General features: G+C 68.8%; 9 protein-coding genes and 1 riboswitch. All 9 genes read right to left on the bottom strand.

The window, feature by feature from the left end; translation table 11 throughout:
* Positions 1 to 351: 351 nt before the first annotated feature.
* The 9 genes from cobM to FKZ61_RS05440 all read right to left on the bottom strand — a co-directional run bounded on the left by cobM (position 352) and on the right by FKZ61_RS05440 (position 11257).
* A complete protein-coding gene (gene cobM / locus FKZ61_RS05480; protein ID WP_141609059.1) occupies positions 352 to 2331 on the bottom strand; it encodes a precorrin-4 C(11)-methyltransferase in 1980 nt (659 codons plus the stop codon).
* 16 nt (positions 2332 to 2347) lie between these two features.
* Positions 2348 to 3088 (bottom strand): precorrin-2 C(20)-methyltransferase, encoded by a 741-nt coding sequence (gene cobI / locus FKZ61_RS05475; RefSeq protein WP_141609058.1) that lies wholly within the window; start codon positions 3086 to 3088, stop codon positions 2348 to 2350.
* A complete protein-coding gene (gene cbiE / locus FKZ61_RS05470) occupies positions 3085 to 4386 on the bottom strand; it encodes a precorrin-6y C5,15-methyltransferase (decarboxylating) subunit CbiE (protein WP_141609057.1) in 1302 nt (433 codons plus the stop codon). Before cbiE ends, cobI begins: the two co-directional genes overlap by 4 nt.
* On the bottom strand, positions 4383 to 5624 hold the full coding sequence (locus FKZ61_RS05465) for a cobalt-precorrin-5B (C(1))-methyltransferase (RefSeq protein ID WP_141609056.1): 1242 nt from the start codon (positions 5622 to 5624) through the stop codon (positions 4383 to 4385). The genes cbiE and FKZ61_RS05465 overlap by 4 nt, the downstream gene beginning before the upstream one ends.
* Positions 5625 to 5729: 105 nt before the next feature.
* A complete protein-coding gene (locus FKZ61_RS05460; RefSeq protein ID WP_141609055.1) occupies positions 5730 to 6392 on the bottom strand; it encodes a precorrin-8X methylmutase in 663 nt (220 codons plus the stop codon).
* Positions 6389 to 7810, bottom strand: coding sequence for a sirohydrochlorin chelatase (locus FKZ61_RS05455; protein ID WP_141609054.1), 1422 nt, complete (start codon positions 7808 to 7810; stop codon positions 6389 to 6391). Before FKZ61_RS05455 ends, FKZ61_RS05460 begins: the two co-directional genes overlap by 4 nt.
* Before the next feature lie 561 nt (positions 7811 to 8371).
* Entirely contained in the window at positions 8372 to 9160 is a 789-nt protein-coding gene (locus tag FKZ61_RS05450; RefSeq protein ID WP_141609075.1) for an ABC transporter ATP-binding protein, read from the bottom strand.
* Between the two features lie 26 nt (positions 9161 to 9186).
* Positions 9187 to 10272: a FecCD family ABC transporter permease gene (locus FKZ61_RS05445; protein ID WP_141609053.1), complete on the bottom strand. Its 1086-nt coding sequence runs from the start codon at positions 10270 to 10272 to the stop codon at positions 9187 to 9189.
* A 7-nt stretch (positions 10273 to 10279) separates the two neighbouring features.
* Positions 10280 to 11257 carry an ABC transporter substrate-binding protein gene (locus FKZ61_RS05440; protein ID WP_170199308.1) on the bottom strand — a complete coding sequence of 326 codons (978 nt, stop codon included), beginning with the start codon at positions 11255 to 11257 and terminating at the stop codon, positions 10280 to 10282.
* Between the two features lie 204 nt (positions 11258 to 11461).
* Positions 11462 to 11615: riboswitch (cobalamin riboswitch) on the bottom strand.
* Positions 11616 to 11877 lie beyond the last annotated feature (262 nt).

The following is an 11877-nucleotide window of genomic DNA, read 5'->3' as shown; positions in this document are numbered from 1 at the left end:
CGGCTGGGAGCCGCCCCTACCACAAACCGGCGCCCTCTCTTGTAGGCGCAGCTCGTAGCTGCGCACCCGTCGCCGTTCCTTCACCCGCCGGGATGTGGCGGCAGCGGGCGGGCACGGCGGCCCGCCCCTACAGGACATGGCCGCTCTTTCGTAGGCGCAGCTCGTAGCTGCGCAGCCGTCGGTACCCGTTCACGTGCCTGTGTGTGGCACCATCGGGCGGCTGGGAGCCGCCCCTACCACAAACCGGCGCCCTCTCTTGTAGGCGCAGCTCGTAGCTGCGCACCCGTCGCCGTTCCTTCACCCGCCGGGATGTGGCGGCAGCGGGCGGGCACGGCGGCCCGCCCTGACGGCTCAAGGCGACGGCGGCGAGTTGCGCAACGCGATGGCCACGGTACAACGGCTATAACGCTGCTTGGGCACCAACAGGGGGCCGCCCGCCACCAGCCGGGCACAGGGCTCGGCCACACCGGGCAGCCCGAATTTCTCCTGGGCGGCGCTGGGCGAGAAGTCCTCAGGGGCCAGCCCGGCCAGATCCCCTTCGGGAACGACCACCAGGGGCACCTGAAGCCGCGCGGCCAGGGCATGCAGGCCGGGCTCCTCCTGCTTGATGGAGGCCGTGGCCAGGGCCCCCACCGCCGAGAGGGCCAGACCGGCGTCGGCGCACGCGGCCTCCAGGGCTTCCTGTAGCTCGGCTACGTCCACCCCGCGGCGACAGCCGATGCCAGCCACCAGCAGCGGCGGACGATAGACGACCACCCGGCCCTGCCAAAGCCGCGCCGCTGGCTCCAGTCGGCGATGGCTTACGATCACGGCCGCGGCCAGGCGTTGACCGGCCAACCCTTCCTCCAGTTGGGCCAGGCTGGCCACGGACTGCACCTGGCCCAGCCCACGCAGGGGCGCCAGCACCGGCGCGGTGGCGTCGGCCAGGGCCGGTTCCACGAACAGGCCGATGGGCGCCCCGTTCACCAGGGCGGCGCTCACAGGGGTCAGGGCCTCTTCTCCTTCCAGCCGCCACCCCTCTTCCAGGCCCAGGAGATCCAGGGCCGGTTTTCCCTGCAGGTCGCTGGCCGTAGTAATGGCCGCATGGGCGCCGGTCAACGCAGCCAGGCGTCGAGCCAGCCCATTGGCCCCTCCCCTGTGCCCTCCCACCAGCGGGATCACGGAACGGCCGGCTTCATCCAGGCAGACCACCGCCGGGTCTGTCCGTTTGTCTGCCAGGAGGGGGGCGATGGCCCGGACGGCAACGCCGGTGGGCATGACCAGCACCAGCTGGCGACAGGTGGACCAGCGCCGGCGTACTTCATCCAACACAGAGCCGGTGTAACCGGTCAGGGGGATGTCCGGCCCCGGGGCCGGCGGCGCGAACCGGGCTGGCACGACCAGCTCAGCCTCCAGTGCCTGGGCCAGGCGAAGGGCCAGCTGGCTGCCGGCCCGGGTCACCGCAAGGACGGCCCCGGAGGAGCGGCCTGCCTCCGGGGCGGATGTTGGTGCGGAGGCGTCCTGCCCATTCGGCTTCGGCCGGGCAGGAGTGGACACCGCCCGGCGAAAGCGATGGGTATATGTCTTGTCATAGAGGTGGCTGGTGGTCCGGCCTTCACGGCTTTTCAGGGCGGGATCCAGGGCCGGGCTGACCAGGATCAGGGCCTGGCGGGTATAGCCGGCCGCCCGCACCTTCTCGGTGATGTCGGCCAGCGTCCCCACCACGTAACTCTCGTCGGGCCAGGTCACCCGGTGGAGCACGGCCACTGGCGTTTCGGCCGGATAGCCGCCGGCCCGAAGATCGGCGACCACCTGCCCCATGCGGGTGACGCTCAGGTAGATGGCCAGGGAAGCCCGGGAAGCGGCCAGGTGGCGCAGATCTTCGTGGGGTGGCATGGCGGTGCGCCCGGCCGTGCGGGTGAAGATCACCGTCTGCACCACGTCGGGGATGGTCAGCTCGCATTTCAGCCGGGCCGCCGCGGCAAAGGCGGCGGTGATGCCCGGCACAATTTCATAGGGAATGGCCAGGTCATCCAGGTGGGCCATCTGCTCGTGGATGGCACCGTAGAGGGCCGGATCGCCGCTGTGCACCCGGGCGACGACGCCCCCCCGTTGGGCGGTTTCCACCATCAACGCCAGGATCTGTTCCAGGTGTAACCCCGAGGAACGCTCGATGCGCACCTGGGGATTGCGGCTCCAGCGCAGGATGCTGGCTTCCACCAGGCTATCCGCGTACAGGATCAGATCCGCCGCGGCCAGGATGGACGCCCCCCGCACCGAGATCAGGTCGGGCGCGCCCGGCCCCGCGCCGATGAAGTAGACGGTGCCGGGTTGGATGGAAAACTCGTTCATGGGCCAGCGCTTCCTTTCACTGCTTCCTGGTCACGAGAATCAGGGAAAAATAGGAGGTGGGCTGGGGTGGCAGTTGACGCAGATCCAGGACGACCCGCTCGTCCGGCATGCCGACTCGCTCCACGTAGACTGCGTCCGTCAGCCGGCCCAGCGCCTCCAGAAGCTGCACCATCTGGGGCAACACCGGTCCCACCTTCAACAAGATCACGGTCTCAAAGGCGGCCAGGATCTCCCTCAGGGCGGCTGCATCCGTTTCATGGCTGGCCGGGAGGATGGCCACCCGTCCGGCCATGGCGCTCAGGGGCTGCTGGATCCGGGCCGCCGCGGCCGCGAAGGAGGTCACGCCGGGGACAATCTCCACGGCCATGGCCGGGCAGAGGCGCTGCAGCGCCGCCTGGATGTAGGGAAAAGTGCCGTATAGCAGGGGATCCCCCAGCAGCAGATAGACGCCCCGGCGGTCGACGACCCCCTGGACCCGCAGCTCCTGGAATGCGGCCGCGATGGTCTCTGCCGCCGCCTGCCAGGCAGACTCCAGCACCTCCGCATCCCGGGTCATGGGCAGGGGCAGTTCAATCACGGTCTGCCGGGCCGGGTCGATGTGGGGGCTGGCCACCTGCAGGGCCAGGCTTTGCCCCCGGCCGCGGCTTCGGGGCACAAAGATGAGCTGCGCCGCCTGGATGGCCCGCAGCCCTTTTAAGGTCAACAGCTCCGGGTCGCCGGGCCCCAGGCCCACAGCCGTCAGGGAATCGTTCGTCATGGCGGTCCATCCGTTGTCTGTGGTGGCTGCCCGGCAGCAGGCGGGGCCGGGGCGGCGGTCCTCCCCTGGCGCCAGGTAAGGATGAAAACTGGGTTCAGGGCCTGAAAACGCAGCGTCTCCAGGATCGGCACGGCCCGGCTGACCTGAAGTTGCACCAGCTGGGCCGCGGGCAAAAGGGTCAGGGCGATGGCCAGGCTATCCAGGGTGACCAGGTTGACGACCAGCCGGCCGCCTGGCCGCAACCGCGCCTGGGCCAGGGCGATCAGATCCGCTAGCCGGCCACCGCTGCCGCCGATGAAGACGGCGTGGGGATCGGGCCAGGATGTGCAGGCTTCAGGCGCACTGCCCCGATAGGCCCGCAAGTTCGGCGCAGGGAAGCGGCGCAGGTTCTCCTGGAGGTGCTGGAAGAGGATCTCCCGACGCTCCACCGCGTAGACGGTGGCCGTAGGGCGCGACCGGGCCGCTTCGATGGCAAGGGCGCCGCTGCCCGCGCCGATGTCCCACAGGATCTCCCCCGGGCCCAGGGCCAGTTCCGCCAGGCTCAGCAGCCGCACCTCTCGCTTGGTGATCTGGCCGCCCTCTGTGCGGAAGGCGCTGTCAGGCAGCCCTGGCGGCAGGCCTTCCACAGGTCGATTCACCCCACCATGCTCTCCAGCCGGAGCCCTGACCCATGGATTCCAGACCACCACCACGTTCAGGGGCGCGGCCTGATACCCGCACAACCCGGAGAGGCTCATGCGCGCCACGTGGGCCGTGGGGCCCCCCAGATTTTCGCAGACGGCCACCGCCGTCTCCGGATCCAGGCCATCCTCCAGCAGCGCCCGGCCAATGGCCGCCGGCGTATGGTGCGGATCAGTCAGGATGGCGACCTTGGCCGCGGCCCGGACTGCCTGCACCACCTGGTCCAGGGGGCGGCCATGGGCACTGACCAGGGTCGCGTCGTGCCAGGGCTCCCCCAGGGCGGCAAAGGCCAGCTGAAACGCGCTCGGCGCGGGCACGAAGCGCAACATCTCGGGTGGGAAAAAACGGCGAAGGGTGCTGCCAATGCCGTAGCAGAGGGGATCGCCCGATGCCAACACGACAACCTGCTGGCCCTGCTCCCAGGCCTGACCCAGGCGCACCCGCAGCGCGTCCATATCTGCGCCCAGGGGGAAGGTTTCCCCCTGGAACTGGGGAAAGTACGACAGGTGACGGCGCCCGCCCACCAGCAGGTCCGCCGCCTGGATCTGGGCCAGCAGGTTCGGCGGCAGGCTGGATGCCCCGGCCGTGGTCAGCCCGATCACCAGGATCGGCTTCATGATTCCTCCTCCAGCGGGCTGTCGTCGTCGTAGGCGTGGCCTGGATCGGCGGCCAGCCGCTGCACCAGGGTGCTTCCATCCCGGGCCGGCGTCCGGCGGGGTGGGCGGTGATGGCGGGCACGGGCCAGGACCGTGCCGTCGAAGTCCACCAGAATGGTCTCCAGCGCCAGATCGCCCCCCTGTTTTTGAACGAAGGCCGTGCACTGTTCCAGGGCCAGGGCCACCACCCGCTCCACCGGCGCCATGTTCTGCCAGGCCTGGCAAAGCTCCAGGAAGTGGCGCCCGGTGTTGGCCTGCTCCACCGCCTCTGCCAGCCCGGGCGGTGCGCCCACGTCCCGACAGATCTGGGCCAGGAAAGCCAGGTCCACCTGGTTCCCCGCCACGTGGGTGGTCATGTGGCCCTGGGCCGTCTTGATCATTTTGCCGATCATGCCCACGAAGGCAGCCGCCGCCACGCCCTGGGCCACACAGGTCTTCAACGCATCGCCAGTAAAGACGCTCACCTGAACGAAGGCCACCTCGGGCAAGTCGGGAAAGAGCTGCATGGCGAAGCGTTCCGAGCGGCCACCGGTGGTCAAAACCAGTTTGGACACGTGGTTTTGCGCGGCCACCTCCACCGCCTGGATCACGCTGGCCCGCCAGGCCGCCGTGCTGTAGGGGTAGACCTTGCCGGTGGTGCCCAGAATGCTGATGCCCCCCACGATGCCCAGGCGAGGATTCAGGGTACGTCTGGCCAGTTCTTCGCCTGCCGGTACGCTGATCTCCACCTCCAGCCCCTGCCGCTCCAGGAAGGTGGGCGACCATCCCGCCGCTTCCACCCCGTCCCGGACGTTGGCACAGATCTGTTGGCGGGGCACCGGGTTGATGGCCGGGCCGCCCACCTCCAGGCCCAACCCCGGGAGGGTGACCCGCCCCACGCCCGGCCCTCCCTTCAGGTGGATGCCCGGCGTCTCTACCACGCGCACCCGGGCGCAGATGAGCGCGCCGTGGGTCACGTCCGGGTCGTCGCCGGCGTCCTTGACCATGCAGCAGTAGGCTTCCTCGTCGGTTCGCCGGCACTCCACCGGCGTCATGGTCGCGGTCTCGCCGATGGGCAGGGTAATGGTCACCTCGTCCGGCCAGCGGCCGGTGAGGAGGGCGATGGTAGCCGCTTTGGCGGCGGCTGCCGCGTTGCTGCCGGTGGTGTAGCCGGTGCGCTGACCGGTCCGGTTCCGGGGTGGTACAGGATACTCGCTCATGCCAGGACCTCCCAGTACAGTCTGGCGTAAATACTACGACAGAAATTCGGCGGCCTTACCTCTGGTGGAAACTCTCGGCGAATTTCTGCCGGGATTGACCAGGGGTCAGTCTGTCTCCGTGGCCGGCACATTCGCCGCCAGCCGCAGCAGGGCATTGACGATGGCGACCGCGACGGGCGAGCCGCCCTTGCGCCCCTGGGTGACAATCCAGGGCACCTGTCGGAGCCGGGTGAGGGCTTCCTTGCTTTCGGCCGTGCTCACGAAGCCCACGGGCACGCCAATCACCAGGGCCGGGCAGGCCTGTTCCTGCTCGACCAGGCGGATGATCTCGTAGAGGGCGGTGGGCGCGTTGCCGATCACCACCAGTCCCTTGTCCACCAGACCCTGCTCCCACGCCAGGCGGATGCCCGCCGCGCTGCGGGTGATGCCGCTGGCCCGGGCCCGGGTGGCACAGGCCGGGTCGGCCACGAAACAGTGGAGGGATCCGCCCAGGGCCTGCAGCCGCGACTCGCTGATGCCCGCCCGGACCATGTTCACGTCGGTGACCACCGGGCACCCCCGGCCCAGGGCCGCCGCGCCGGCCTGGACTGCCCCGGGCGCAAAGTGGGTGATGGTGGCGAAATCGAAGTCCGCGGTGCTGTGGATGATCCGCTCCACCACCGCGGCCTCGGGCCCGGCCCAGGCCAGGCCAAGCCGCTCCAGCTCCTGCCGGATGATGGCAAAGGAGCGGACGGTAATGGCTGTCGGATCGTTCAGGGGGGTGCTCATGGCGCTGGCTCGCCTCCCATGGCCTGGATATGTTCCTGCCAGTAATGATGGGTCTTGGCCACCACAGTGACCACATTTTTGATCTCCGCCGCCAGGCGGAAGTGGGGGCCGACGGGCAGAAAGAGCACCGTCCCTTCCCGCCGGGCGAAGACATTCTCCACCACGATGGCCCGCAGCAGCCAGATGGCCATCTCCTCGCTCTCACACTGGAGGCCGATCCAGCCGGGCGTGGCGCTCTCCACCACCGGCAGGCCAGTTACCAGCCGGAGGCCCCGCGCCAGCTCCGCCAGGACCCGGGCGTAGCCGGCCGGATCTGCTGTGCAGACGGTTGGATCCACCGGCTCCAGCAGCTGGCCCCGATGGGGCGGCCCGCCGGCCAGGGCCAGATCGCAGAAGTCGCTCCAGATCCGGTCCCAGGCCACCCGTCCCTCCTCATCGAACTGGAGGGGAGCAGCGCCCATGGGTGCCGGGGAGACGGCTTCGCCAGCCCGATAGCGGGGCGGCAGCAGCCGGGCCAGCCGCGGGTCTACGCCGTGATCGTGGGGAATACCCCGCAGGCCGTGGTGGTGATCCGAGTATTGGGGCAGCCCGAATTCGGCTTCGAACCCGGCCATCTGCACCCGATACTTGCAGAGGTCGCAGGTCATGGAGGCCGTGCCGTTCACCGCTTCAGCATGGCGTTGGACAAGGGCTTCCAGGACGCCGTCATGGGGCCACAGATAGGAGGCGCAGTGAATCCTCATCCCCGGATATCGCTCCTGGGCTGTGGCCACCTGCTGTTGGATTTGCCGGTAGATTCGCCCGGTGAAGAGCAGATAGGGGAGGACGACAACGCGCCGGGCGCCCAGGCGACTACATCGTTCGAGCCCCTCGGCCACGGATGGCGTGGCCAGGCTGAAGAAGCAGTAATCCACCCAGGCCACCTCCCGCCCTTCAAAGAGGAGGCGGGCCGCGCGGGCCACCTCGCCGTTGCTGTCCGGATCCCGGCTGCCCCGCCCCACCACCAGCAGCCCGGTCTCAGCACCGGGGATCCCAGGGTCGAGCGCCAGGCAGGCCGCAGCCCGGTCGGCCAGGGCCTGGATCAGGGGGTACTGGGCGCCCAGGGGTACGCCATAGCGAAACTGGACATGGGGCCATCTCTGGCGAGCCCAGTTGAGGATGGCCGGCACGTCGTTCTTCTGGTGGCCGCCGGGCCCCAGGAAGAGGGGCAACACCACCACCGTCTTCGCGCCACCCGCCACACAGGCCTGGATCCCCTCCACAATGGGCGGATGGGCGAATTCCAAGAAGCAGAGCTGGACCGACCGTTGTAGAGCCCGGCTTAATCGGTCGGCCAACGCCTGACATTCGTGGACGGCCGCCTGATCCCGGCTGCCATGTCCAATGAGCAGGATCTGCTCCGTCTGTGTTTCATCCATTCTTTGTGCACTCCTTCAGCTACTGTCGCCTGCCGGCCCCTACAGGACGGGATGTCTCGTCGTAGGCGGTAGGGCGAATCATGATTCGCCCCTACATACAGCGCAGCCGTCGCCCTCCCTTCACCCGCCTGGGGCTGGCGACACCGTGCGGTTAGAAACCGCACCTACGGCACGGGGTGCCATCCATCCCGGTTGGGCCACGGATCCGTAGGGCGGGTCTCCGGCCCGCCGGGCGTGGCCGGTTCTGCAGGAGATCCATGTCCGAGGGCGGCAGCGGGCGGGGCAAGCCCCGCCCCTACAGAATTGGGCGCCCCGTCGTAGGCGGTAGGGCGAATCATGATTCGCCCCTACATACAGCGCAGCCGTCGCCCTCCCTTCACCCGCCTGGGGCTGGCGACACCGTGCGGTTAGAAACCGCACCTACGGCAAACCGGCACCCCTCCTCGGCTGGCACCAGCGGGCGGGCACGGGGGCCCGCCCCTACTAATTGTTTCTTGCCGGCCCCGGGCTGCAGGTCCCGTTTCCATACGGGCCCTCCTTCGTGCGGCAGGGATACCGCACCTACTGGCCAGCCAGACTCTCCGTGGTCGGCCCCAGGAAGACGATCTGCAGCAGGCCGCTCTGGGGGTGCCGCTCCACCAGGGCCTCCACGCCGTACACCGCCCGGATCAGGCCGGGGGTCAGCACCTGCTCCGGCGGTCCCGAAGCCACCACCGTCCCCCCGGACAATAGGTAGAGCCGGTCGCAGTAGCGGGCCGCCAGGTTCAGGTCGTGCAGGGCGGCCAGCACCGTCACCCCCAGCCCCCGGACCAGGCCCAGGATCTCCATCTGGTAGCGGATGTCCAGGTGGTTGGTGGGCTCGTCCAGCACCAGCAGCCGGGCCTGCTGGGCCAGGGCCCGGGCGATGAGGACTCGCTGCTTCTCTCCGCCCGACAGGGTGTGGAAGAGCCGGTGGGCGAACGCCTGCATCTGAACCCGTTCCAGGGCTTCTTCCACCAGGGCCAGGTCGGCCGGGCCGTCCCGGTCCAAAAGCCCTTTGTGGGGATGGCGCCCCAGCATCACCACCTCGTGGACGGTCAGGTCGAAGTCATTACCCCGCTCCTGGGCGACCACCGCGGTGCGCCGGGCTGCTTCCCGCGCGCCCAGGGCCCAGACATCCTCGCCGTCCAGGCTCACCCGGCCGGCATCCGGCCGCAGCACCCGGTAGATGGTGCGCAACAGGGTGGACTTGCCGCTGCCGTTGGGGCCGATCAGGCCCACGAATTCCCCCGGCGCCACATCCAGCAGGATGCTGTCCACGATCCGCCGCCCGTCGGCAGCCCAGGTGACATCCTCCACGTAGAGCTTCAGGGGCACAGCGTCCACGGCACACCTCCTCACAGCCCATCCCGCAGGGCGTCCCGCCGGGTACGCATGAGCCAGATGAAGAAGGGCCCACCCAACAGAGCGGTGATCACCCCCACCGGCAGCTCCACCGGGGCAAAGGCGGTGCGGGCCACCACGTCCACCCAGGTGAGGAAGAGGCTGCCGGCCAGGGCCGCCACGGGCAACACCCGCCGGTGGTCGCTGCCCACCACCATGCGCACCATGTGGGGCACCATCAGGCCCACAAAGCCGATGGCGCCGCTCACGGCCACCATCACGCCGGTGACCACCGAGAGCACCAGGAAGAGCTGCCGCCGAAAGGGGTGAACGTCCACCCCCAGGGTGGCCGCGGTCTCGTCGCCCATGACCAGCGCGTTGAGACTGCGGGCCCGGAGCTGCAGGTAGCCGCAGCCGGCCAGCAACACCGCCACCGGCAAGGTGAGATCGGGCCAGTCTGCACCGGCCAGGCTGCCCAGGAGCCAGGCCAGCACCGACCGGGCCAGCTCCCGGTTGTCCGACGTCAGGATCAGGAAGCTGGTGAGGCCTGAGAAGATGTAGGCGCAGGCCACGCCAGCCAGAACCAGGCGGATGGGCGACAGACGCCCGCCGCTCTGGGCCAGCAGGAAGACCACGCCGAAGGTCAGCAGCGCGCCCGCAAAGGCGCCCAGGGAGATGGCGTAGAGTCCGGCGAAGGCGAACCACCCCAACTCCAGCACCGAGACCGCGCCCACCGAGGCGCCCGCAGAGACGCCCAGGATGTATGGGTCGGCCAGGGCGTTGCGCACCACAGCCTGCATGACCACCCCCACCGTGGCCAACCCCGCGCCCACACACACCGCCAACAGAACCCGGGGCAGCCGGATGAGCCAGACGATGTTGAGCTGGGCCGCATCCCACGGACCCAGGCCATCCCCCAGGAGCCGGTCGGCCACCATCTGCCAGACCAGGCCGGGCGGAATGGAGACAGGGCCGATGGCCACGGCCAGGACGACGGTCGCCAACAAGAGGCCGGCCAGCGTGGCCAGCAGCATCCAGAAGGGAGCCCGGCTGTACCCGGCACCCACCGGCCGGGCCGGGCTGGAGAGGGTCGTTGACATACCGGGCTCACTCCCCGTGGGCGGCGAAGCGATCCGGATAGAGCCCCTGGGCCAGGTCCACCACCGCCTGGGCGTTGCGCACGCCCAACGTGGTGGCGCTGAAGGGGAGCACCACGAAGCGCTCCTGCTGCACCGCGGTGATGGTGGCGTAGGCCGGGTTGCTGCGCAGCAGCTCGATCTTCTCCTGGGCCGGCGACCACTCGGCGTCGATGACCACAATGGCCTGGGGATCCCGGGCGATGACCTCTTCCCAGCTTACTGTGGCCCAACTGCCGCTGGCGTCGGCGAAGATGTTCTGGGCGCCGGCTGCTTCCAGGATCATGTTGGGCGCGCCACAGCAGGCGCCGGCGAAGGGCTCATCGTCTCCGCTGTCAAACCAGAAGACCCGCAAGGGCTCTGTCTCCTGCCCATTGGCAGCCGCTACCTGGTCCAGCCGGGCCTGCATGGCGGCCACCAGGGCCTCGGCCCGGTCGGACGCGCCGAAGATGCGGCCGATGTCCCGGATCTCGTCGTAGACCGTCTCGAAGGTGACCCGTTCCGGGCGCAGGGCCGGATCCTCGCAGGAAGCCACCGACAGGTAGGAGCGGATGCCCAGCTCCAGCAGGCGCTCCCGGGGCCCCGCGGCCTCGTCGCCAAATGCGCTGCGGTAGGCACCGTAGACGAAGTCCGGCTCTGCCACCAGCAGCACCTCCTGGGAGGGATACTCGTCTGCCAGGACTGGGATGGCCTGGTAGGCTTCCTCCAGCTCGGGAAGAATGGCGTCGTCCAGGTAGGCGGTGCCCACCATGTGATCGCCCAGGCCCAGGGAGAGCATGATCTCGGTGGCGGCCTGGTTCATGGTGACGGCCCGGGTGGGGGGTGCCGGGTAGGAGATGGTCAGCCCACAGTTATCGATGGTCACGGGGAAGCCGGCAGGGCTTGCTGCCGGCTGGGGGGTGGTGGCGGGGGGCAGGGTGGCGGTGCAGGCGGCCAACCACAGGGCCACAAGCCCGCTCCCAATCAACCGGACAAATGAACGGGCATATGAACGGACGTATCGGCTGAGTGGCTCACGCATGATTTCCTCCTTACAAAGAAAATGGCGCCTCCTCCCAGGGAGAAAGCGCCGGCAATAAAAAAGCCGCCAGAAGGCGGGCGAGACACAAGGGGCAATCCCTTGCGTTCGGCCTCCTCTCTCCACGAAGGTGGTCACGAACGGACGGTGAAGGCGGGTATTCGGGCTTGGCCGTGCAGGCCTTACCGTTGCGGGACAGCGCCGGACTGGTCCAAAGGACGTCACCGGTCTTCCCCCATTGTGCGCCACGCATCCGGGCGTCTGGCGCACCTCCACCGATGGAGTATGCAGTTGTGGGCGTGAGTATAGCCATCTCCCGCCGCCCTGTCAAACGGGGCCGACGGCTGTCCGATGTTGGAAAGCGAACAGGAAAAGTGAACAAAATCTGAGCAGAGAATGGCCTGTCATGTGAACAGACTGGCGACGTATCGTTGGGGCACCGGTGAACCACTCCTGTATTTCAGGACATCATCGAGGTGTATCCCCTGGGCCTCTGCACGCTGTTCCACATTGTGCAGCCAAATCAACGCTCATATCAAGAAAGGAGCCCG

It is taken from the genome of Litorilinea aerophila (genome assembly GCF_006569185.2).
In the GTDB taxonomy this organism is placed as follows: domain Bacteria; phylum Chloroflexota; class Anaerolineae; order Caldilineales; family Caldilineaceae; genus Litorilinea; species Litorilinea aerophila.
This window is presented reverse-complemented; position numbering and strand designations above follow the sequence as displayed.

Excerpts from the sequence above, each read along its gene's own strand:
- cobM (WP_141609059.1), bottom strand. The coding sequence starts at position 2,331 with ATGAACGAGTTTTCCATCCAACCCGGCACCGTCTACTTCATCGGCGCG.
- cobI (WP_141609058.1), bottom strand. The coding sequence starts at position 3,088 with ATGACGAACGATTCCCTGACGGCTGTGGGCCTGGGGCCCGGCGACCCG.
- cbiE (WP_141609057.1), bottom strand. The coding sequence starts at position 4,386 with ATGAAGCCGATCCTGGTGATCGGGCTGACCACGGCCGGGGCATCCAGC.
- FKZ61_RS05465 (WP_141609056.1), bottom strand. The coding sequence starts at position 5,624 with ATGAGCGAGTATCCTGTACCACCCCGGAACCGGACCGGTCAGCGCACC.
- FKZ61_RS05460 (WP_141609055.1), bottom strand. The coding sequence starts at position 6,392 with ATGAGCACCCCCCTGAACGATCCGACAGCCATTACCGTCCGCTCCTTT.
- FKZ61_RS05455 (WP_141609054.1), bottom strand. The coding sequence starts at position 7,810 with ATGGATGAAACACAGACGGAGCAGATCCTGCTCATTGGACATGGCAGC.
- FKZ61_RS05445 (WP_141609053.1), bottom strand. The coding sequence starts at position 10,272 with ATGTCAACGACCCTCTCCAGCCCGGCCCGGCCGGTGGGTGCCGGGTAC.